General features: G+C 59.7%; 19 protein-coding genes. 13 read left to right on the top strand and 6 right to left on the bottom strand.

Translation table 11 applies throughout. The annotated features are described in order from the left end of the window. Window positions 1–87: 87 nt before the first annotated feature. Window positions 88–1,086 carry an aldo/keto reductase gene (locus QMK33_RS17825; RefSeq protein WP_283565973.1) on the top strand — a complete coding sequence of 333 codons (999 nt, stop codon included), beginning with the start codon at window positions 88–90 and terminating at the stop codon, window positions 1,084–1,086. 282 nt (window positions 1,087–1,368) lie between these two features. Here the strand turns inward: QMK33_RS17825 and QMK33_RS17820 are convergent, their stop codons facing one another. Both QMK33_RS17820 and QMK33_RS17815 read right to left on the bottom strand, forming a co-directional pair. After that, entirely contained in the window at window positions 1,369–2,214 is an 846-nt protein-coding gene (locus QMK33_RS17820; protein ID WP_283565972.1) for an Fpg/Nei family DNA glycosylase, read from the bottom strand. A 203-nt stretch (window positions 2,215–2,417) separates the two neighbouring features. After that, a complete protein-coding gene (locus QMK33_RS17815; RefSeq protein WP_283565971.1) occupies window positions 2,418–3,353 on the bottom strand; it encodes a M48 family metalloprotease in 936 nt (311 codons plus the stop codon). A gap of 228 nt (window positions 3,354–3,581) precedes the next feature. On the opposite strand from QMK33_RS17815, the gene QMK33_RS17810 reads away from it, so the two are divergent. Continuing rightward, window positions 3,582–4,406, top strand: coding sequence for a polyphosphate kinase 2 family protein (locus QMK33_RS17810; protein WP_283565970.1), 825 nt, complete (start codon window positions 3,582–3,584; stop codon window positions 4,404–4,406). A gap of 58 nt (window positions 4,407–4,464) precedes the next feature. Here QMK33_RS17810 and QMK33_RS17805 read toward each other — a convergent pair whose 3' ends face one another. Next, a complete protein-coding gene (locus tag QMK33_RS17805; protein ID WP_283565969.1) occupies window positions 4,465–4,713 on the bottom strand; it encodes a hypothetical protein in 249 nt (82 codons plus the stop codon). A 482-nt stretch (window positions 4,714–5,195) separates the two neighbouring features. On the opposite strand from QMK33_RS17805, the gene kaiC reads away from it, so the two are divergent. Beyond that, complete coding sequence (kaiC, locus tag QMK33_RS17800) at window positions 5,196–6,647, top strand: circadian clock protein KaiC (RefSeq protein ID WP_283565968.1); 1,452 nt, start codon at window positions 5,196–5,198, stop codon at window positions 6,645–6,647. Window positions 6,648–6,714: 67 nt separating this feature from the next. After that, window positions 6,715–7,002: a circadian clock KaiB family protein gene (locus QMK33_RS17795; RefSeq protein ID WP_283565967.1), complete on the top strand. Its 288-nt coding sequence runs from the start codon at window positions 6,715–6,717 to the stop codon at window positions 7,000–7,002. Between the two features lie 6 nt (window positions 7,003–7,008). Here the strand turns inward: QMK33_RS17795 and QMK33_RS17790 are convergent, their stop codons facing one another. Continuing rightward, the gene (locus tag QMK33_RS17790; protein ID WP_283565966.1) at window positions 7,009–8,349 is read right to left on the bottom strand and encodes a type IX secretion system plug protein; all 1,341 of its coding nucleotides are present in this window, start codon (window positions 8,347–8,349) and stop codon (window positions 7,009–7,011) included. A 255-nt stretch (window positions 8,350–8,604) separates the two neighbouring features. Here QMK33_RS17790 and QMK33_RS17785 point away from each other — a divergent pair, with 255 nt between their 5' ends. The 4 genes from QMK33_RS17785 to QMK33_RS17770 all read left to right on the top strand — a co-directional run bounded on the left by QMK33_RS17785 (window position 8,605) and on the right by QMK33_RS17770 (window position 11,476). Further along, window positions 8,605–9,012, top strand: coding sequence for a hypothetical protein (locus tag QMK33_RS17785; RefSeq protein WP_283565965.1), 408 nt, complete (start codon window positions 8,605–8,607; stop codon window positions 9,010–9,012). A gap of 300 nt (window positions 9,013–9,312) precedes the next feature. Then, complete coding sequence (locus tag QMK33_RS17780) at window positions 9,313–10,104, top strand: M28 family metallopeptidase (protein ID WP_283565964.1); 792 nt, start codon at window positions 9,313–9,315, stop codon at window positions 10,102–10,104. A 44-nt stretch (window positions 10,105–10,148) separates the two neighbouring features. Then, window positions 10,149–10,523 carry a cupin domain-containing protein gene (locus tag QMK33_RS17775; protein WP_283565963.1) on the top strand — a complete coding sequence of 125 codons (375 nt, stop codon included), beginning with the start codon at window positions 10,149–10,151 and terminating at the stop codon, window positions 10,521–10,523. 50 nt (window positions 10,524–10,573) lie between these two features. Further along, window positions 10,574–11,476, top strand: a complete 903-nt coding sequence (locus QMK33_RS17770) for an alpha/beta hydrolase (protein ID WP_283565962.1) — start codon at window positions 10,574–10,576, stop codon at window positions 11,474–11,476. Window positions 11,477–11,703: 227 nt separating this feature from the next. Here QMK33_RS17770 and QMK33_RS17765 read toward each other — a convergent pair whose 3' ends face one another. Next, window positions 11,704–13,614: an ABC-F family ATP-binding cassette domain-containing protein gene (locus QMK33_RS17765; protein ID WP_283565961.1), complete on the bottom strand. Its 1,911-nt coding sequence runs from the start codon at window positions 13,612–13,614 to the stop codon at window positions 11,704–11,706. 308 nt (window positions 13,615–13,922) lie between these two features. On the opposite strand from QMK33_RS17765, the gene QMK33_RS17760 reads away from it, so the two are divergent. Further along, complete coding sequence (locus tag QMK33_RS17760; RefSeq protein ID WP_283565960.1) at window positions 13,923–15,299, top strand: sigma-54-dependent transcriptional regulator; 1,377 nt, start codon at window positions 13,923–13,925, stop codon at window positions 15,297–15,299. A gap of 17 nt (window positions 15,300–15,316) precedes the next feature. On the opposite strand, the gene QMK33_RS17755 is transcribed toward QMK33_RS17760, so the two are convergent. Continuing rightward, on the bottom strand, window positions 15,317–15,628 hold the full coding sequence (locus QMK33_RS17755) for a hypothetical protein (protein WP_283565959.1): 312 nt from the start codon (window positions 15,626–15,628) through the stop codon (window positions 15,317–15,319). A 311-nt stretch (window positions 15,629–15,939) separates the two neighbouring features. Between QMK33_RS17755 and QMK33_RS17750 the strand changes: the two genes are divergently transcribed. The 4 genes from QMK33_RS17750 (at window position 15,940) to kdpB (ending at window position 20,702) form a co-directional block, all read left to right on the top strand. After that, window positions 15,940–16,290 (top strand): DUF7674 family protein, encoded by a 351-nt coding sequence (locus tag QMK33_RS17750; RefSeq protein WP_283565958.1) that lies wholly within the window; start codon window positions 15,940–15,942, stop codon window positions 16,288–16,290. A gap of 328 nt (window positions 16,291–16,618) precedes the next feature. Continuing rightward, window positions 16,619–16,699 (top strand): K(+)-transporting ATPase subunit F, encoded by an 81-nt coding sequence (kdpF, locus tag QMK33_RS23650; protein ID WP_068333317.1) that lies wholly within the window; start codon window positions 16,619–16,621, stop codon window positions 16,697–16,699. Between the two features lie 57 nt (window positions 16,700–16,756). After that, window positions 16,757–18,463, top strand: a complete 1,707-nt coding sequence (kdpA, locus tag QMK33_RS17745) for a potassium-transporting ATPase subunit KdpA (protein WP_283565957.1) — start codon at window positions 16,757–16,759, stop codon at window positions 18,461–18,463. Window positions 18,464–18,653: 190 nt separating this feature from the next. Continuing rightward, a complete protein-coding gene (gene kdpB, locus QMK33_RS17740) occupies window positions 18,654–20,702 on the top strand; it encodes a potassium-transporting ATPase subunit KdpB (RefSeq protein ID WP_283565956.1) in 2,049 nt (682 codons plus the stop codon). Window positions 20,703–20,730 lie beyond the last annotated feature (28 nt).

The following is a 20,730-nucleotide window of genomic DNA, read 5'->3' as shown; positions in this document are numbered from 1 at the left end:
AACCTCTTACCCGTGCCAAATGCGCCGCTGATAAATCAAAAACCCACCCCCAGGAGTTTATCGCCCATCCTTTTCCCCACACAACATATGCAAACCCGCCAACTCGGCCGCTCCGGTCTCACAGTTTCTGCCCTCGGCCTCGGCTGCATGGGCATGTCTGACTTCTACGGCCAGCCCGACGATGCCGAAAGCCTGCGTACCCTAGCCCGCGCAATAGAGCTGGAAATCAGCTTCTTAGATACCGCCGATATGTACGGCCCCTACACCAATGAGGAGCTGCTGGGCCGGTTCTTCAAGGCCGATAAAACCCGCCGCAACAAGGTGGTGCTGGCCACCAAGTTCGGCATTGTGCGCGACCTCAACGACCCCACCAAGCGCGGCATCAGCGGCCGGCCCGAGTACGTGCGGCAGTCGGCCGAAGGCAGCCTCAAGCGCTTGGGCACCGACCACATCGACCTCTATTACCAGCACCGCGTGGACCCCACCGTGCCCATTGAAGAAACCGTGGGTGCCATGAGCCGCCTCGTGGAAGAAGGCAAGGTGCGCTTTCTGGGCCTCAGCGAAGCCGGCCCCGAAACCATTGCCCGTGCCCACGCCACGCACCCCATTGCCGCCCTGCAAACGGAGTATAGCCTCTGGAGCCGCGATGTAGAAGTAGAAATTTTGCCCCTGCTGCGCGAAAAAGGCATCGGCTTGGTGCCCTACTCGCCCCTGGGCCGGGGCTTCCTCACCGGCGAAATCCAGAAATTCGAGGATTTCGCGCCCGACGACTACCGCCGCCATTCGCCCCGCTTCCAGGGCGAGAACTTTAATAAGAACCTCAAGCTGGTAAACCACCTGCGCGACCTGGCCCAGAGTAAGCACGTCACGGCCAGCCAGTTGGCTCTGGCCTGGGTGCTGGCTCAAGGCAACGACCTCGCGCCCATTCCTGGCACCAAGCGCGTGAAATATCTCGAAGAAAACGTGGGTGCCCTTGAGGTGCAACTAACTGAGGATGAGCTGCGCCACCTCGATGAGCTGCTCCCCCTGGGGGCCGCCGCCGGCACCCGCTACCCCGAGGCTATGATGGGCATGGTAGGGCGGTGATAGCTGGACCACGGATTCGACGGATTTTTTTAGATTAGTCGGATTTTGTGGATGGCGCTTGCTCGGTGGGCTTTCTACTGGGTACTGAAAAGAGGCTGCCTTAATAGGCAGCCTCTTTCTGTTTTAGCAGGACTTACGCAGCAGGTCTTTTTTAGCCCCTACCAGGTACGACCCCGCTGGGGCTAAAAAAGACCTGCTGCGTAAGTCCTGTCTAGGTGTCGTGCTCCTTGTGTGCCCGACCATTCCTGCGGCTCAAGCCCTTATTCCGGGCCTGTGCTGCACTCAGGCTTCAGCTGCGGAAGAAGTTGCTGGCGCGGGCTGGCAGGTGGGGCAGATGTAGGTAGCCCGACCACCCACGTAGAATTTCTCGATTTTTACCTTGGGGTGGCGGGGGCAAAAGGTATGCGCATCGCTGCCCGGCGTGGCCGAGTCGTCCCACTCACGGGCGTGGATGAGGAAGGATTTGGGGAAATGCCGGTAATTGGCTTCGTGCCGAATGGCCGTCGTTAGTACCAATTGAATGGCGGCGTGCAGGGCAGTTGCCTCGGTTTCAGAAATAGTGTTTCCTATTCGCTCGGGGTGAATTTTAGCCTGGAATAATACCTCGTCCACAATCCAGTTGCCGAGGCCGGCGGTGAGGCTTTGGTCAAGTAGCAGGGGCTTTACAAATACCCGGCGGCGGCTGAGTTTCTGGTGTAGCTCGGCGGCGGTGATGAGCAGGGCGTCGGGGCCCAGCTTCTTGGCCTTTTGGTAGGCTTCGACGCTCTCAGCCAGGCGAATGCGACCAAATTTACGCGGGTCGATAAAGGCCAGGTTCAGGCCCGAGTCGCCGAGCTGCCAGGCCACTCGGGTAAAGCGCGGGGCATCGGGCGCATCGCGGAACGCGCCAATGTCGCCAGTCATGCCGAAGTGCAGCACCAGCAGGCGGCCGTTGTCCAGCTCCACAAAGCAGTTTTTGCCCAGCCGGCCGGTGCCGGTGATGGTGCGGCCCACGAGGGCAGTGCGCAGCTCGTCTTCGGACACGGCCAGTACGTGCGTATCGCGCACTTCTAAGCCGGTAATCTTTTGTCCCACAGCTACTTCGTTGATAAAACGGCGGTAGGTTTCGACCTCGGGTAATTCGGGCATTCTCTTTTAATTATCAGTTAGCAGTCAGCAAGTATTAAACACGCTAACGGCTTTTGCGGCCGAAGGATGCCGCCCGAAGGGTTGATAATTACTGACTTGTGACTTGCGCAAAAACCGTCCGTCATTGCCGCGCTCCACTGCGTTGTGCTCGCAATGACAAATGGTGCGCGTAAGCCCTCTGCTTGTCAGTTGCTAACTGAAAATCAGTCGTACAGCTTGGCCACGCGCTGGCCTTCCCGGTCGTACACGTCGCCGCGCGGCGTCACGAACAAGGAATGCTGCTGGCTGTCTTCGAGCACGAAGGGGAAAGCGGCGTTGCCGGTGCGGCGCAGGCGGCCCACCACCTGGGCGTCGCGCACGCGGTCGGTTTCGTCGTCGTCGCTGCTTTCATCAGCCAAGCGTACCACGTTGAGGGTGCTGGTGAGGTAAAAGGGCACCTCGGGGTTGTCGCGGAAGGTGAGCTGGCCCACTACCCGCACTGGCGCGTTACTATCGGCGCGCGTCAGTGCTACGGTAGCAGCTGAGCCATTGTCATCTGCATTAGGTTGCTGGTAAGTAGGATACGTACGCTGGCGCTGCTGCGCGGGGCGTGGGGCCACGGCAATGGGCTGGGCCGATGGCTGCGCGCGGCCAGCCTGGGTGCTGGCCACAATCTGGGCGGTGGCGCGGCCCCAGCCGCGGCCGATGGCGGCCAGGCGCGGGGCGCGGCCGGGGTGCGTGGCCGAGCCCTCGCTGGGCGACACGGTGGCCATGGCGGCCTGCGCCTGGGCCAGGCTGGCCCCCAAGCGGCGCAGCACGAAGCCCGAAAACTCGTCGGCCTCCAGCTCGTCTTCGGGTTGCGAGCCGCCCGCACGCAGCGTGTGGCCGTTGAGGTGGTGGCCCATTTCGTGGGCTAGGATGCTGATGCCCGCCCAGTCGGTGTGGCCGGCGCGGTTCACGGCGGCCAGGAAGCTGGGGTTGTAGAGCAGGTAGCGCCGGCCGCCGTACACCACGGCGGCGGCGTTAGCTACCTGGGTAGTAGCGCGCAGCTCGAAGCGCGGCTGCAAGCCCACGGCCTCGGTAATCTCGCGGATGATGCCCGCGGCCTGGCTGGCCGGCAGGTCGGTAGCGCGCGTTTGGGCCGCGGCGGGCTGTGCCAACGGGCTTAGTAAAAGTGCCGGCAGGGCCAGTACCGCGGCTAGCCGACGAAAAGAGCGGGGAAGCATGGACATGGAAAAGCGGGGTAAGGACAAGAGAAACAGGCAATTTCAGCGCCAAAAAGCACCGGCGGGCGGCAAGTGCGGCGCGCATAAACACAACGTTAGCCAGCACCTTTTTCGTTTAACTGATTTGCGGCCGGCATTGGCCGTTTTCAGCACATTTTCCTTATGGCATCAGCCCACTCTGCCACCACGCCCGCCGTGCGCGTGCGGCCCAGCACCCCCCTGCGCCTCGCCGACATCGACCCGGATAATAACAAGCCCTTCGACCACAAGAAGAAGGTGGAAAAACGCCTCGAAGAACTGCGCGAGCAGCTCAGCGACTACCAGGAAAACCTGTATGCCGAGCACCGCCAGAGCTTGCTCCTGGTGTTCCAGGCCATTGACACGGGCGGCAAGGATGGCACTATCCGCAACCTGCTCACGGGTGTGAACCCGGCCGGGATTGAGGTGGCTTCTTTCAAAGTACCTAGCAGCGAAGAGCTTAACCACGATTTTTTGTGGCGCATTCACAAGCACACGCCGGGGCGGGGCCACATCGGCGTGTTCAACCGCTCGCACTATGAGGATGTGCTTGTGACGCGCGTGCACGGCCTCATCGAGCCCTTCACCTGGCAGCAGCGCTACCAGGATATCAACCACTTCGAGCAGCTACTCACGCACAACGGCACGCGGGTGCTCAAGTTTTTTCTGCACATTTCCAAAGACGAGCAGGCCAAGCGCCTGCAAGCCCGCCTCAACGACCCCAAAAAGCGCTGGAAATTTGAGCCCGGCGACCTCAAAGAGCGCCAGTACTGGGATGCTTACCAGATAGCCTACCAGGAGACGCTGGCCGCCACCTCCACGCCCGAGTGCCCGTGGTACGTTATCCCGGCCAACGACAAGCGCGCCCGCGACCAGGCCATCGCCGAAATTGTGGTAGCCACCCTGGCCGAGATGAACCCGCAGCCACCCGCCGCCACGTTCGACGTAGCCGCGCAGGTGGTGGAGTAGTAAATGAGTAGTGTCGTTCTGGCTGTTTAGAACGGCACTACTCCAATTACTCATTTACCTAATTCATCCACAGCGTGGCTACGGCCTCGAAGCGGTGGGCGGCAAACGCGCCGTAGGGCCGCTCGGCATAGAAGCCCAGCACATGCACGTGGGGCTGGCCGGTGCGCACGTGGGGCATCACCTGCACGGGGTACACGCGGCCGGCCGTGGGCCAGTCGCCGACGAAGCCCGCGGGGCGAGCAGTATCGTCGATGCAGCGGGCAAACTGCTGCACGGGCAGGGGGGTCGGGAGCTGGGTCTTACGCATAGCCAAAGGTACGAAAAAAAGAGTAGATAAACTAAAAATATTGGCAATTAAAACCAGGCGTAAAATTGGGCAATAGACGGGCTTAAGGAGTAAAAGGGACTTGCCAGGTATTGGCACAAGCACGGCTAGCAGCACTACTAAAAAACACGGCTAACAAGTGTTTGTTTAACGGCTTATTTACGTTAAAAATGGGCCTATTGGATTGGGGAATAGTTACCCATCCGCGGGCCGGCCTGGCTGCCCCGCTGGGTATCGCCGTGCCAGGGCCTGGGGCGATTGTGAGCGGCAGCTACGAGCGCACTGGCCCTGACGATGCAGCGCGGCGATTAAGCGCTTAACTTGCGGGGAACGGGGCCCACCGGCAGTTTTGCTAACCGCCCGATAGTCTCGCTTTTTCTGCCCACATACACTGGAGCTGTTTCTCCTTACCGGAGCCGCCCCGCCAAGTAGTGCTGGCCCTACCGCCAGCCCCCTGTTTGCCCATGAGCATTAGAAAACTAGTTACCGGGATTACGGCCTTCGACCATATTTCGGCTGGGGGCCTGCCCTACGGCCGCACCACCCTGATTTCGGGCAGCTCGGGCTGCGGCAAAACGCTGTTTGGCGCGCAGTTTCTGGCCATGGGCATTCAACTGTTTGGCCAGGCGGGCGTATTTGTTACGTTTGAGGAGCAGGTGGAGGATATCCGCATCAACCTGCGCACTCTCAACTGGGATATTGATGCCTGGGAGCGCGACGGCAAATGGGTATTCGTGGACGCCTCCCAGAAGGACGACGACACGCTGACCGTGGGCGACTACGACCTCAGCGGCTTTCAGGTGCGGCTGGAGCGCGCCATCACCAAGTGCCAGGCCAAGCGCGTGGTGCTTGACTCGATTGGCAGCGTATTCAGCCAGTTTCAGGAGCTGAATTCCATTCGGCACGAGCTGTTTAAGGTGACGCTGGCGCTGGGGCGCCTCGATACTACCTCCATCATTACTACCGAGCGCACCGAGGAATACGGCAAGGTGTCGCGGCTGGGCGTGGAGGAATTTCTGACCGATAACGTCATTATCCTGCGTAATGTGCTGAGCGAAGAAAAACGGCGGCGCACCATCGAAATCCTTAAGTTTCGAGGCAGCTCACACGAGAAGGGCGAAAACCTGTTCACCATTCACCCCGAGCAGGCCATCGTCATCATCCCGCTCTCGGCCATGGACCTCAAATACCGCTCCTCGGGCGTGCGCGTAACCTCGGGCGTAGCCAAGCTGGACGAGATGTGCGGCGGTGGCTTCTACCGCGATTCCATTATCCTAGTCAGCGGCTCCATTGGGGCGGGCAAAACGCTACTGGTGGCCAATTTTATCGACGGTATTCGGGAAAAAGACGAGCGCTGCCTGCTGCTGGCCTTTGAGGAAAGCCGCGAGCAACTGTTTCGCAATGCCACCGGCTGGGGCCAGGACTTTACCAAGCTCGAAGACGACGGCTACCTCAAAGTAGTGTGCCTCTACCCGGAAGTAGCGTCGCTAGAAGACCATCTGCTTAATATTCAGGAGATTGTGCGTGAGTTCAAGCCCGACCGCATCGCCATCGACAGCCTATCGGCGCTCTCACGCACGAGCACCGACAAGGCATTTCGCGAGTTTATCATCGCCCTCACTTCCTTCCTCAAGCACCAGGAAATTACGGGCATGTTCACCGTCACCACCACGCTGCTCTCGGGCGGCACCTCCGATACCGAGGGCAATATCTCGCCGCTCACCGACACCATTATTCTCCTGCGCTACGTCGAAATGTCGGGCGAAATGCACCGTAGCCTGTCTGTGCTCAAAATGCGCGGCTCTAAGCACGATTCCTCCATCCGGGGCTTCACCATTGATGATAAGGGCATCAATATCGGCGAGCCCTTCACCGGCGTCAGCGGCATTTTGACGGGTATTCCTGCTAGGGGATAATTAGTTGATTTACTGATAGTTAAAAATAAACAAGTTACTAAACAAGCCTTAATTCTACTTGGTTATCATGAGCAAATACGCGTTGCAGCTCTATATAAATGGCAAAAATAATGTTTCGGTGGAGGCCGTCGATATACTAAATACTATTTGCCGGGAGAAATTAAACGGAGAATATTACCTGGAAATAATTGATATCCAAGAGCATCCCGACCGGGCGGAGGAGGAAGGCATTATGGCCATCCCCACGCTAATTCGTAAGTGGCCCCTGCCCGTGACGCGCCTGATTGGGGCGCTCACGGTGCGCTCGCGGGTACTGGCCGGCCTGGGCCTGTCGAGCCTGGAGCCGGTGGCCTAGCGCCTCCTAGCGCTTATTCAGGTCGAGAGCCTGGTAGGCGATGAGCAGGTCGGTGCGGGTGCCCGGCGGGCGGTAGTACACGAGCAGGTCGTACTGGTTTTCGGTTTCTTGGTGAGTGCCCTCAAAGTACACTTCGTCGGGGGCCGCGCCGGCCCGCTGGGGAGCCACGGCGTAGCTATAGTTGTAGTAGCCCTGCTTGAGCAGCGCCCGGCCCGTATAGCGCTGTTGCAGCGAGTCATACGCCAGCCGAAACTCCTCCTTGAGCTGCCAGTCGCTGAGCGCGCCGAGCACGTACACCGGGCCGGGCGCGGGCTTGTCGGCCTTCAGGTTGAAGGTGACCATGGCGTAGTCGCCGTTGTAAGCGCCGTTGCCAAACTCACGGTTTTCGAACACGCGCTGGCCGTTGGCATCCACGTACTGGTTGTAGGCCAGGCCGTTGCGGGTGGTTTCGGGCAGCAGCTCTACCTGCACGGGCGCGGTTTGGCGCAGCAGGCGGGCCACGCCCAGGCCGTTGGCTTGCAGCGAGCGCATATCAAAATAGCGGTACTCGCTAAGGCCGGCAAAGGCGTTTTCATAGTTGATGTACTGGTATTGCAGCACGCGCTCGGCGTCGCGCACGAAGGTGGGCGCCAGGTTGTAGTGGGCATTGTCCCAGCGGTAGTTCTGGCGCAGCACCACCTTCACCTCGGCGGCCGGGTTTACGAGGGCCACGGCGCTGTAGTTGATATTGAAATTGAGCTGCTGGTAGGCGTAGCGGGCATCGGTGCCGCCGGCGAGAATACCCTGCTCCAGATTCGCAATTACCTGATTGTCATACACCAGCATGCGGCGCGACACCAGCGGCACGCCGGCCGCGTTCTGCACTACCAGTACGTAGTTGCCGCTGAGCTTCACGCGCGGCACTTGCAGGGCGTAGTGGTAATAAGGCGTTTTGGTATTGACCGAGATGCGGTAATTGGTGAGCGTAAACTCGTTTATCTCGCCCAAAAACTGCATATCCGTAATCTGCGAGGGCGTCCAGCCCAGGTCGCAGTGCACGAGCTTGGCCGTGAGGCGCGGGGCCTGCTCGCCCAGCACATCAAACTCCAGCGTCACGGGCTGCTCCTGGCTCAGGGGCACAATGGGGGGCAGCAGCACGTCGTTGGCCTGGGCGGTGGGCACGTAGCACTGCACGCTGCGCACGCTGGGGTCATATATGTAGTCCTGGTAGCGCAGGGTGCGGTCGGCGTAGTACTCGGCCGGCCGCTGCTGGCTTACGGGGGCGTTGGGGTTGGTAATGGGCGTGCCGAGCGGCACGCAGGCCGTGGCCAGCAGTATGAGCGGGTAGGGAAGGAGGCGGAAGCGCATGGGGCGAAAGTACGGCTCCTGCTACCTTGCGCAGCCTTTGTAAGGCTCAACTGCTTAGCAACAAGCCTTGGCAAACAGTCATTGTACTCGTCGTGAAGTGGGCTGCGAGCAGTGCAGAACGGAGTGGCACTTTGTTTGGCGTAGGCAACGCCTGCGAACGCAGAAACGGAGTGCCATTCCGTTCTACACTGCTCGCAGCCTATTTCGTGATGAGTATATCATCCGCTGGCCTTCCTGTTTTTATTCCTCATTCTTATGCAGAGCCCCATCGAAACCAGATTACGAAAAGCCTTATTGCTTGATGGCTCCATGAGTCTGGCCCTTTACAAGCATGAAGTAGCGGAACACGTTGCCTACTGGAAAAAAGGAATGCGGCGCGATAAAGACGAATTTCTATTTGTAGTCGACGAGCACAGCGGCGATGTAGCCATGCTCCTGATAACGGCCAGGGGTGAATTATTTATCAACGAGCAAGGGCGGGAGAAACTACGGACCATCTGGCATCACGAGGGCGTGTACGCCCAAAATATGGAACTGATGATTCCGCAGATGGCAGCGTCACTTGCCGCGGGTGAGTTGTGGGTAACCGGGGTAAAAACAACTTCCCAATTGCCTGTCGGAAACCCCGGCTCCGCACTGCTACCCGACGCCGGCTATTTCTAAGTAATCCAAGTTGCGAGCCGCTTTACCGGTCTGCCGGCTCGCGCCGACGAACCGGCAAAGCGGCCACAGGAGTTGAATCTTTCCGTTACGGCGCGCTGGTCCCCAATTTGGGTTGAGTAGCCTATTTTCTGGCGTTACGTAGAGTACTATTCATTCGGGTCAGCTAACCGTTTCCCCATGCTGTGAGGCTGCTGACCGAGGGACTTTTCGGCTAGCGTCGGGCAGGGGCAGCAACGGAGGGCCCCGCCGTTGCACAGTCTTACCACTCACCTTGAAATGAGCGCCGCCACCCCGTAGCCTATGAACCTGCTGCCCTTTATAAAACAGCTCGACCACCAGCCCAATGCCACGCGCCGGGCGCTGATTGCGGAGCAGCTCAATGAGCTGAACGTCAGCTATATCGAGCAGCCCTATGCCACTGGCACCAACCTGGTGGTGAACCTGGGCCGGGCCGGGCGCAAAATCGGGGTGGGCACGCACTTCGACCGGGTAACGGACTCGGGCGGGGCCAACGACAATGGCTCGGCCATCGCCGTGGCCCTCGATATTATCCGCCGGCACCAGGAAAGCGGCAGCGCGGCCGGCGTGCGGGTGTTCTTCTTCGATGAGGAAGAAACGGGCCTGAAAGGCTCGCAGGCCTACGTGGCGCAGCACGGCACCCAGGACCTGGTGGGCCTGCTCAACCTGGAGCTGGTGGGCATGGGCGATAAGCTGGCGCTGTGGCCCGTAGAGGCGGCGCGGCAAGGGCCGCTGCTCAGCGCCTTCGAGGCCACGGCGCGGCGGCAGCACGTCGGCGTCAGCCGGTTTGGCCAGCTCGTGACAAATACCGCCGACCACGTATCTTTTCGCAGCGCCGGGCTAGCCGATGCCTTCACCATCACCTGCATCACCGACCAGGATGTGGCGGTGGCGCAACGTTACTTTGAGGCGATGACGCAGCAGGCCCCGCTGCCGGCCCTGTACGAACTACTGGTGCAAGCCCCCCTTTTTCGACACTACCACCAGCCTACCGATACCTACGAGAAGCTGAGCGAAGCCGCATTGGCCATGACCTCGGTCGCCGTGTGGGACACGATTCAAACTATGCAATAAGCGCTGCGCAGGCCGTATTACCAACAATCTAACTAACTAAGACAATGGAAGAAATCAAGCCAATCAACATTTTGCAGAAGTTCTCCCTGTTTAATAAACAGTGGACACCTCACATTATTGGCGAGCTTAATGGCCAACACGTGAAGCTTTGTAAACTTAAAGGTGATTTTGTGTGGCATAGCCACGAAAATGAAGACGAGCTTTTTATGGTTTTCAAGGGAACACTGCTAATGGATTTTAGAGATGGTAGAACCGTGGAGGTGAAAGAAGGAGAAATACTGATTGTGCCAAAAGGCGTAGAACACAGGCCTCATACGAATGGGGAAATCGTGCTCAACCTTCTTTTTGAACCCACAGCCACCTTGCACACAGGAGCCGTTGAGAGTGAGCTGACCGTAAAAAATTTGGATTGGATATAATAAAGAAACACTGATTATTTTCAAGGAATACAACGCAAGCCGTTTTGGATATGAAGAAGAAAATTGCAGTAGCAGTTTTATTTATTGCTCTGGCAGCTAATTCGTGCGCCGTTAAATTAGCTTCCGTAGTTGATAAAAGTCCTGAGCAGATACAGGCTGCTTATAAGATAACGAAAGATATTTCTTACGGCGCTGATAAAGAGCAGGCCATGGATGTTTACCAGGCAAGCAATGCGAAGAAATTAAAAAACAGCAACTACACCATTGTCTTTCTGCACGGCGGTGGGTATTACGTCAGCGATAAGTCCCGGGAGGAACGCTACGTTCAGCCGTATTTGAAAAAGGGAATGAATGTAGTTAACCTGAATTACCGAATTAAGCGTGGTATTCCCGTTGCCACGGAAGATTTAACATATGCCTTGAATTTTCTGAAAGCGCACAACGATACGTACCATCTGAATTTAGAACGGGTAATTCTGACGGGCTTTTCAGCCGGCGCGCACATTGCCAGCTTGGTGGCGGTAACGGCCAACGACCCAACGTATCCCAACAAGCTGGACGCGGGAATTGAGATTGCTGGCGTTATCAACTTTTCCGGCCCGGTGGATGGACTAGACGTGGTAGAGAAGGTTTTTATGAGCAACGAGGTGCCCGTCATGAAGGAAATTGGCTTTGCGCTTTTCCCGGCGACCACCGAGTATGCACCCAAGGAGTTTATTCGGAAATATGAGCCAATAACCTATTTCGATAAAAACGACCCGCCCTTTCTTATCTGGTACGGTGGCAAAGACGACCAGGTACCGCCCGAAACCTTTGCGAAATTCGTAGAATTACTCAACAAAGACAAGCAAAAGAATGAAGTGCTTTTCCTGCCACAAGGCCTTCACAGTCCTACTGCCGATGAGTTAAAAGACGCTTACGTGGAGATATTTAAATTTCTAGACAAAAGATAGCGCACGCTCAGAAGCTGTTGAAATTAATTAAAAGAACGTCATGCTGAACGTAGTGAAGCATCTCTGCTATGTCGTTGAATTACTAATCCCAACGGCGTGATAGAGATGCTTCACTGCGTTCAGCATGACGTTCTAAGAGTTTACTAGACAGCTTCTAATTCTTAAAAAGGCAAAAGCCCCGTTAGAAACACACGGTTTCTAACGGGGCTTTTGCCTGAAAGTAGTTTTTACATCTCCGCCAGCATTTCCCAGCGGTCATTTAAGCGAACCAACTCCTTTTTGACTTGCTCGAATTTCATGGTTGCGTCTTTGAGCTGCGCGGTATTCTGGTAGATTTTGGGGTCGGCCAGCTGCTTTTCGTATACGGCTAACTCCTTTTCGGTTTTGTCGATATTGGCTTCTACCTCAGCCAGCTCTTTGAGGGCTTTTTTCTGGTCGGGAGAGGGCGTTTTATGGTCAGCCGTGACGGGCTTAGCTTCCACTTTCGGCGCGGCCTTGGGGGCTTTGATGGCGGGGCCGCCGGCCAGCTTCTCGGCCTTAGCGCGGTCGTCCTGCCAGCGCTCGTACTCGTGGTAGGTGCCGGGGTATTCCTTGAGCTGGAAATCTTCGATAAACCAGATTTTGGTGGCCACGTTCTCCACGAAGTAGCGGTCGTGGCTAATCACGATAAACGTGCCCTCGTACTGCTCCAGGGCCTGAATGAGGATGTTGACCGACTGCATGTCCAGGTGGTTGGTCGGTTCATCGAGCAGCAGGAAGTTGGCTTCCGAAATCAGGGTTTTGGCCAGGGCCACGCGGCTTTTTTCGCCGCCGCTCAGCACCTTGATTTTCTTATACACATCGTCGCCCGTGAACAGGAACGAGCCGAGCACGCCGCGCAGCTCCATCTCGTTGCGCTTGCTGCCGGCGTTGTTCATCTCCTGGATAATCTCGTTATCCACCGACAGGCTTTCGAGCTGGTGCTGGGCGTAGAACGCCATAATGACGTTGTGGCCCAGCTGGTGCCGGCCGGCGGTGGGCTCCTCGGCCCCAGCCACGAGGCGCATGAGCGTCGATTTACCCTTGCCGTTGGCCCCGATGAGCGCGATTTTATCGCCCCGCTCGATGTGCACGTTGGTATCGCGGAAGATGAGCTTGTCGCCGTAGTTCTTGCCCACGTGCTCCATGCGCAGGATGTGGCGGCCGGGCTGCTGGGTGAAGGTGAACTTGAAATTTACCTTGGCCGCGTCGGGCGCAACGGCCTCGATGCGGTCGAGCTTGTCGAGGGCCTTCACGCGGCTCTGGGCCTGCTTGGCCTTGCTGGCGCTGGCCTTGAAACGCTCGATAAAGCGCTCGGCCTGCTTGATGGCCGCCTGCTGGTTGTCGTAGGCGCCCTGCTGAATCTCGGTGCGTAACACCTTTTCCTCCTGGTAGAACGAGTAGTTACCGGCGTAGGGATTAAGCTTGCCGCCGCTCACTTCCACGGTAGTGTTGGTGGTGCCATCGAGAAATTCGCGGTCGTGGCTCACGATGATAACCGCGCCTTCGTAGCCGGCCAGGTAGTTCTCAATCCACTTGATAGAGGGCAAGTCCAGGTGGTTGGTGGGCTCGTCGAGCAGCAGCAGCGAAGGCTGTTGCAGCAGGATTTTGGCCAGCATCACGCGCATGCGCCAGCCACCCGAAAAGGTCTTGAGTGGCTTCTGCAATTCGTCGGTGGAGAAGCCCAGGCCTTCGAGAATCTCTTCAGCCTTCGACTGCATGGTGTAGCCACCCAGCGCCTCGAAGCGCTCCTGCAAGGTGGCCAGCTTGTCGGCCAGCTCGTCGCGGTAGTCGGTTTCGAATTCCAGGAGCACGGCGTCGATTTTCTTCTGCAAATCCAGCGCCTCGGCGAAGGCCTGCATGGCCACCAGCAGGATGGACTCGTGCGAGTCGTAGCTCAGCAAATCCTGGTTGAGGAAGCCGAGGCTCACCTCTTTGCTCATTGAGATGGAGCCGCCGTCGGGGCGGTACTCGCCCACGAGCAGGCGCAGCAGCGTCGATTTGCCGGTGCCGTTGAGGCCCACCAGGCCAATTTTATCCTTGGGTTTGATGTGCAGGCTGGCCCGGTCGTAGAGGGTGCGGGAGCCAAAATGGAAGTCGAGGTCGGAAATTGAAATCATGGCGGGGCCGGCTGCGGCCACTGAAAGCGAAAAGAGGCGTGCGGAGGGGAGGCGCTAAATGCGCCGCGGGCCAGACACTAATGGCCGGGCAAAGATACGGCCCGGCCGGGGGTAGGCGAATACCTAACAGCAGGCAGTTGGGTCGGTGTTCGCTGGGGAAGATTATTTTCTCCGTCTGTCATGCAGACCGCAGGGAAGCATCTCGCCCGCTTCATCCAACGATGCGAGCGAGATGCCTCCCTGCGGTCCGCATGACAGATGGTAGGAATTCAGCCTGACAAACGTGAGAATTCCCCCACCTTTGCCCCATGTCAGCCGCTACCAGCCCCGAAACCATCTTGCTCATCGACGACGAAAACCAGCTGCGCGGCATCACGGCGCGGCTTTTGGAGCTGGAAGGCTACGCCGTGCTGCAAGCTCCCGACGCCTACCGTGGCCTGGCCCTGCTGGCCGAGCACGCCGAGGCTATCGTGCTCATTCTCTGCGATGTAAAATTGCCCGATGCCCACGGTGTGGAGCTGCTGCCGCGCTTCAAGGCCAGGGCCCCGCTGGCCGAAGTAGTGCTGCTGACCGCCTACGGCACCGTGCCCGACAGCGTGCGCGCCATGAAGGCCGGGGCCTTCGACTACCTCACCAAGGGCGATTCCGACGACCAGCTGGTGGTGGTGGTAGACCGCGCCGTGGCCAAGGCCCGCCTTCAGCGCCGGGTGGCCGAACTGGAAAAGCAGGTGGGCCAACGCGCTACGTTTGAGACGATTATCGGCCACGCGCCGGCCCTGGAAGCGGCCAAGCACCTGGCCCGCCAGGTAGCGCCCACCGAGGCCACCGTGCTGCTCGAAGGCCCCACCGGCTCGGGCAAGGAGCTGTTTGCGCAGGCCATTCACGAGGCCAGTGCGCGGCGGGCCAAGCCCTTCGTGGCTGTCAATTGCAGCGCTTTTTCCAAAGAGCTGCTGGAGTCGGAGCTGTTTGGCTACAAAAAAGGGGCGTTTACCGGGGCCATGACCGATAAAAAAGGCCTGATTGAGGAAGCCAGCGGCGGCACGCTTTTCCTCGATGAAATAGGCGAGCTGGAGCTGAGCCTGCAAGCCAAGCTGCTGCGGGTGCTGGAAAGCCAGGAGTTTATTAAAGTGGGCGATACCAAGCCCACCCGCGCCAACGTGCGCGTAGTGGCCGCCACCAACCGCAGCCTGCGGCAGGAAGCCGAACAGGGCCACTTCCGGCCCGATTTGTACTACCGTCTCTCGGTGTTTGTGGTGCCGGTGCCGCCGCTCAGCGCCCGCCGCGCCGACGTGCCCGAGCTGACGGCCAGCTTCTTACGCTACTTTGCTGGTAAGCTGCGCCGCAGCGCGCTGGCCCCCACCGAAGCCGCCTTGCAGTTGCTGCAAGCCTACCCCTGGCCTGGCAACGTGCGCGAGCTGCGCAACGTGCTGGAGCGGGCCGCCATTCTCACGCCGGCCGGCCAGCCGCTCGATGTGGCTGGCCTGCCCCTGGAGGTGCAGCTGGCCGCCGCGCCCGGCCCCAGCGCCAGCCTAGCCCTCGAAGACGAGCGCAGCCTGCGCAACGCCGAGATGCACCACATCCGGCGCATCTTGCTGGAAGCCAGCGGTAACAAGGCCGAGGCAGCGCGGGTGCTGGGCATTGCCCACACCACGCTCTACCGCAAAATTCAGGAATACGGGCTGTAAAACGGGCCGGCCGATTGCTAGCGCTGCACGGCGCGCACGGGCAGGTCGCCGTTGAATTCGCCGTGGGCGGCCCATAGCTCATAAGCCGCCACCGATAGGCGCTCGGCCAGGAAGGGGCGCATGGCGTAGCCCCGGCCCTCCAGGCAGTAGCGCAGAAAATCGGGCTCGGCCTGGCTGGTGGCGAAGCCGCGGGCCAGCACGTCGGCCTGGCGGGCTGGGGGCAACGCGCCCAGCCAGTCGTAGAAGTCGGTGGCCGTGAGGGGGAAGTTGCTGGTTTGGGCGTAGTAGGCCTTGGCGGCGTGGGTGATTTCGGTGAGTAGGTCGGACATAAGGCACGGGCCCCGGCTTGCGTAAGGGGCGCGCATAGCCTGCCAAATGCGGGGCCAACTACCGCAGAAGGCCGCTGGTGGGCCCCCAGGCCAGTTGGCAGCGGGCGCGAGGCCTAGCACTTTGCACAAAGCCCTAGCGAAACGCTAGCCCGCCGGGTGAGACCATGTGGCTGCTGAGAAGCTGGTATTTAGCATAAGTACTTAACTAAAAGATAGTTGTGAAATAGGGCGCAGGGTAGTAGCCCAGCTGGCCCCCGCCTTGTGTAGGTGGGGCGGGCCAGCTACTGGCCGCTTCTTAACCCCTTACCCAAATGACTTCCCTCGAAACGGCCGACCTGCTCACGGCCGAATTTCCCGAGCTTTCGGCCGACCTGCACGCGCCCAATATGCTGGGCAGCGTGTACCGCCAGCTCGATTGCTTTGCCGCCTTCACCCGCCGCGCCTTTGCCACTGGGCGGCTGGAGGTGCTGCGCCACTGCTTTGCCGTGGCCGACAGCCTGCTGCGCCGCGCCGACCGCTACCTCACCAACGCCATCAACAACGTGTACCTGCACGGCCTGCACCTCGACGGCAGCACCGCCGACACGCACCTAGCGCGCCAGCTCATGCCAGTGCACCTGTACGCGGCCTACTGCTACCCCCACACCAACATGCTGCCCTAACCGAGCCCCGCGCCGGGCTAGCGTTTTGCAAAGCACCCTAGCAAAACGCTAGTGCCACGCCCGCCCAGTAGCAACCTGCAAAGAGCGCCATTAAAATTTAATATTCTGTAAATCAACTAGTTATGATAAATATTCCATTGCTGCCCCCGCTTCGGGCCACGGCTTGCCACCGTTATCATCGCCGCTGCTGCTAGCGGCTTAGCTACTCTTTCCAACTAATGTCGCCCATTCTGATGATTCCCCTGCTCACGGCCACTGGCCTGGCCGGTTTCTGGCTCTTCCGCCGCACGGTTGACTTTTTCGACCACATCTAACCCCGCTCCCCGCCATGATGCTCGCCCTATTACTGCTTTCGCTGGCCACGTTTGGCTACCTGTGCTACGTGCTGCTGAAGCCGGAGAAATTTTGATTTAGCCCGCCGGGCCGCCCGCCGCGCCGCTTGGCAAGCACTCATTCCGAAAATACAATGAACAAAGAACTTCTCGGCATCCTCGTCATTTTCCTGACTACGGTGCTGCTGGCCGTGCCGCTGGGCCGCTACCTGGCCACCATTTACCGGGGCGACAAAAGCTGGTCCGATTTCCTGTTGCCCTTCGAGCGCCTGCTCTACCGCCTGGGCGGCGTGCGCCCCGAGCGCGAAATGACCTGGCAGCAGCACCTGCTGGCGCTGCTGGCCATCAACCTGGTGTGGTTTGGCTGGGCCATGTTCGTGCTCTGCACCCAGGGCAGCCTGCCCCTCAACCCCGACCACAACCCCAGCATGACGCCCGACCAGGCGTTTAACACGGCCATCTCGTTTCTGGTGAACTGCAACTTGCAGCACTACTCGGGCGAGTCGGGCCTGACGTACTTCTCGCAGGTTTTCTGCATCATGTTCTTGCAGTTTGTGACGGCCGCCACCGGCATGGCTGCTTGCGTGGTGGTATTCAATGCCTTGCGGGAAGGTGCAGTCGATAAGCTCGGCAATTTCTACGTCTATTTCGTGCGTAGCATTACCCGGGTGCTGGTGCCGCTCTCGCTCCTTGTCGCGCTGGTAATTGTCTTTCAGGGCACGCCCATGACCTGGCAGGCCAAGGCCCCGGTTGTTACGATGCAGGGCGACAGCACGTTTGTGAGCCGCGGCCCGGCCGCCGCCATGATTGGCATCAAGCAAATCGGCACCAACGGGGGCGGCTACTACGGCGTAAACTCGGCCCACCCGCTCGAAAACCCCACTTTCCTCTCCAATGCGGTGGAGAATGGCGCTATCGTACTCATTCCCATTGCGATGGCCCTGGCCTTTGGCTACTACCTGCGCCGGCCCAAGCTGGGCTGGATGGTGTTTGGGGTGATGACGGCCGGCTACCTGCTGCTGCAACTGCCCACCGTGTACCTCGAAATGCACGGCAACCCGGCCATTACCCACCTCGGCATCGACCAAAGCCTGGGCTCGCTCGAAGGCAAGGAAATGCGCCTCGGCGCGCCGGCCTCGGCGCTCTGGGCCATCCAAACCACCGTCACCAGCAACGGCTCGGTCAATGCCATGCACGACTCGCTCACGCCGCTTTCGGGCATGAACGCCATGCTCGGCATGATGACCAACGCCTTCTATGGTGGGGTAGGGGTGGGCTTTCTCAACTTCTTCGTGTTCATCATCGTGGCCGTGTTTATCTCGGGGCTGATGGTGGGGCGCACGCCCGAGTTTCTGGGTAAAAAGATTGAGGCCCGCGAGATGAAAATTGCCATTCTGATTGCCCTGCTGCACCCGCTGCTCATTCTGGCTGGTACGGCGCTGTCGGCGCACCTCTACGTGGGCAACCCCACCGAGTACGCCGGCTGGTTGGCCAACCCTGGCTACCACGGCTTCTCCGAAATGCTCTACGAGTACACCTCCGCGGCCGCCAACAACGGCTCGGGCTTCGAAGGGCTAGGCGACAACACGCCCTGGTGGAACATTAGCACCGGTGTGGTGCTGCTGCTCTCGCGCTACCTGCCCATCATCGGCCCGGTGGCCATCGCCGGCCTGCTGGCCCGCAAAAAGTACATCCCCGAAAGCGCCGGCACCCTGCGCACCGACACCGGCACGTTTGGCGTGATGGTCTTCTTCGTGATTTGGATTATTGCCGCGCTGGCCTTCTTCCCGGCCCTGGCGCTGGGCCCGCTGGCCGAGCACTTCACGCTGTACGCTAAGTAGTTGCAAGACTGCGCTAATGTGGCGCCTCACCCCCTAGCCCCCTCTCCGAAAAGGAGAGGGGGGACTAGCTCTAGTTTTTTAGTCTTACGCTTTTCATCGCTTTACCCGGCTAGCTTCTAAAACTAGAGCTAGTCCCCCTCTCCTTTTTGGAGGGGGCTAGGGGTGAGGCGCACGCCAGCCCAACCCGAAAATGGCAACCCAATCCCAATCCCTCTTTCAACCCGCGCTGGTGGCCGAGGCCACCAAGCAAGCCTTCGTGAAGCTTGACCCACGCGTCATGTTCCGCAACCCGGTGATGTTTACCGTGGAAATCGGCACCGTGGTGATGTTCCTGGTCACCATCGGCCTGCTGCTCAAGCCCGATGCGGCGCAGGGTAGCTTCGGCTACAACTTCACGGTGTTTATCGTGCTGTTTCTCACCCTTTTATTTGCCAATTTTGCCGAGGCCATTGCTGAGGCGCGCGGCAAGGCCCAGGCCGATTCGCTGCGCAAAACCCGCCAGGATACGCCCGCCAAGGTGCGCCAGCCCGACGGCACCTTCACGAGCGTGAGCTCGGCGCAGCTGCAAAAAGGCCAGGTGTTCGTGGTGGAGGCCGGCGAAATCATCCCCACCGACGGCGAGATTATCGAGGGCCTCGCCACCATCGACGAGTCGGCCATTACCGGCGAGTCAGCCCCGGTTATCCGCGAGTCGGGCGGCGACAAGTCGTCCGTTACGGGCGGCACCAAGGTGCTCAGCGACCGCATTGTGGTGCTGGTGACCACGGCCCCCGGCGAGTCGTTTCTCGACAAGATGATTGCGCTCGTGGAAGGCGCGTCGCGCCAGAAAACGCCCAACGAAATTGCCCTCACCATTCTGCTGGCCGGCTTCACGCTGGTGTTCGTGATTGTGTGCGTGACGTTGCAGCCCTTCTCGCGCTACGCTAACACGCCCATCGCGGTGGCCTCGTTCATTGCCCTGTTTGTGTGCCTCATTCCGACTACCATCGGCGGGCTGCTTTCGGCCATCGGCATTGCGGGCATGGACCGCGCCCTGCGGGCCAACGTTATCACCAAGAGCGGCAAAGCCGTGGAAACGGCCGGCGACATCGACGTGCTGCTGCTCGATAAAACGGGCACCATCACCATCGGCAACCGCAAGGCCACTCACTTCTGGCCCGCCCCCGGCGTAAGCGAGCGCGAGCTGGTAGAAGCCGCCACGCTCAGCTCATTGCACGACGAAACCCCTGAGGGAAAGAGCATTGTGGAATTGGCCCAGCAAGTGCGCCGCACCGATGCCGCCGACCTCAAGGTGCGCGCCGAGGGCAGCGAGGCCATCAAGTTCACGGCCGAAACCCGCAGCTCGGGCGTGACGCTGGCCAACGGCCTACGCATCCGCAAGGGCGCGTCCGATGCCATCCGCAACCTGGCCAATGCCGCCGGGCAGGAGTTTCCTAACGAAACCACTCAGCAGGTGGCCAAGGTAGCCAGCAACGGCGGCACGCCGCTGGTAGTGAGCGAGAACGACCGCATTCTGGGCGTAGTCGAACTCCAGGACATCATCAAGCCCGGCATTCAGGAGCGCTTCGAGCGGCTGCGCAAAATGGGCATCAAAACCGTGATGGTGACGGGTGATAACCCCATGACTGCCAAGTTTATCGCCGAAAAAGCCGGCGTCGATGACTACATCGCCGAGGCCAAGCCCGAGGACAAGATGCAGTACATCCGCAAAGAGCAGCAGGCCGGCAAGCTGGTGGCCATGATGGGCGACGGCACCAACGACGCGCCCGCCCTGGCCCAGGCCGACGTGGGCGTGGCCATGAACTCGGGCACCCAGGCCGCCAAGGAAGCCGGCAACATGGTGGACCTCGACAACGACCCCACCAAACTCATTGAGGTGGTGGAGATTGGCAAGCAGCTGCTCATGACGCGCGGCACGCTCACCACCTTCAGCATCGCCAACGACGTGGCCAAGTACTTCGCCATTGTGCCCGCCTTGTTCATGGTCGCCATTCCGGCCCTGGGCGCGCTCAACGTCATGGGCCTGAAGTCGCCGCAATCGGCCATTCTAAGCGCCGTTATTTTCAACGCCCTCATCATTCCGGCCCTCGTGCCGCTGGCCCTCAAGGGCGTAGCCTACACGCCGGTGGGCGCGTCGGCGCTGCTGCGCCGCAACCTGCTCATTTACGGGCTGGGTGGGGTAATAGTACCCTTCATCGGCATCAAGGTTATTGACCTGATAGTGGGCGTGTTTTTGTAAAACGGAGTGGCACCCCGTTTCCGCCCGC

The organism is Hymenobacter sp. H14-R3, from assembly GCF_030063445.1.
Taxonomy (GTDB): Bacteria; Bacteroidota; Bacteroidia; order Cytophagales; family Hymenobacteraceae; genus Hymenobacter.
The sequence above is the reverse complement of the archived record's forward strand: the minus strand, read 5'-3'. Positions and strand labels throughout refer to the sequence as shown.

What these genes read in the sequence shown, in the direction of transcription:
- kaiC (WP_283565968.1), top strand. Translation starts at nt 5,196, where the DNA reads ATGAGCATTAGAAAACTAGTTACCGGGATTACGGCCTTCGACCATATT.
- QMK33_RS17755 (WP_283565959.1), bottom strand. Translation starts at nt 15,628, where the DNA reads ATGTCCGACCTACTCACCGAAATCACCCACGCCGCCAAGGCCTACTAC.
- QMK33_RS17775 (WP_283565963.1), top strand. Translation starts at nt 10,149, where the DNA reads ATGGAAGAAATCAAGCCAATCAACATTTTGCAGAAGTTCTCCCTGTTT.
- QMK33_RS17760 (WP_283565960.1), top strand. Translation starts at nt 13,923, where the DNA reads ATGTCAGCCGCTACCAGCCCCGAAACCATCTTGCTCATCGACGACGAA.
- QMK33_RS17780 (WP_283565964.1), top strand. Translation starts at nt 9,313, where the DNA reads ATGAACCTGCTGCCCTTTATAAAACAGCTCGACCACCAGCCCAATGCC.
- QMK33_RS17825 (WP_283565973.1), top strand. Translation starts at nt 88, where the DNA reads ATGCAAACCCGCCAACTCGGCCGCTCCGGTCTCACAGTTTCTGCCCTC.
- QMK33_RS17810 (WP_283565970.1), top strand. Translation starts at nt 3,582, where the DNA reads ATGGCATCAGCCCACTCTGCCACCACGCCCGCCGTGCGCGTGCGGCCC.
- QMK33_RS17805 (WP_283565969.1), bottom strand. Translation starts at nt 4,713, where the DNA reads ATGCGTAAGACCCAGCTCCCGACCCCCCTGCCCGTGCAGCAGTTTGCC.
- QMK33_RS17790 (WP_283565966.1), bottom strand. Translation starts at nt 8,349, where the DNA reads ATGCGCTTCCGCCTCCTTCCCTACCCGCTCATACTGCTGGCCACGGCC.
- QMK33_RS17820 (WP_283565972.1), bottom strand. Translation starts at nt 2,214, where the DNA reads ATGCCCGAATTACCCGAGGTCGAAACCTACCGCCGTTTTATCAACGAA.
- QMK33_RS17770 (WP_283565962.1), top strand. Translation starts at nt 10,574, where the DNA reads ATGAAGAAGAAAATTGCAGTAGCAGTTTTATTTATTGCTCTGGCAGCT.
- kdpA (WP_283565957.1), top strand. Translation starts at nt 16,757, where the DNA reads ATGAACAAAGAACTTCTCGGCATCCTCGTCATTTTCCTGACTACGGTG.
- QMK33_RS17765 (WP_283565961.1), bottom strand. Translation starts at nt 13,614, where the DNA reads ATGATTTCAATTTCCGACCTCGACTTCCATTTTGGCTCCCGCACCCTC.
- QMK33_RS17785 (WP_283565965.1), top strand. Translation starts at nt 8,605, where the DNA reads ATGCAGAGCCCCATCGAAACCAGATTACGAAAAGCCTTATTGCTTGAT.
- kdpB (WP_283565956.1), top strand. Translation starts at nt 18,654, where the DNA reads ATGGCAACCCAATCCCAATCCCTCTTTCAACCCGCGCTGGTGGCCGAG.
- kdpF (WP_068333317.1), top strand. Translation starts at nt 16,619, where the DNA reads ATGATGCTCGCCCTATTACTGCTTTCGCTGGCCACGTTTGGCTACCTG.
- QMK33_RS17795 (WP_283565967.1), top strand. Translation starts at nt 6,715, where the DNA reads ATGAGCAAATACGCGTTGCAGCTCTATATAAATGGCAAAAATAATGTT.
- QMK33_RS17750 (WP_283565958.1), top strand. Translation starts at nt 15,940, where the DNA reads ATGACTTCCCTCGAAACGGCCGACCTGCTCACGGCCGAATTTCCCGAG.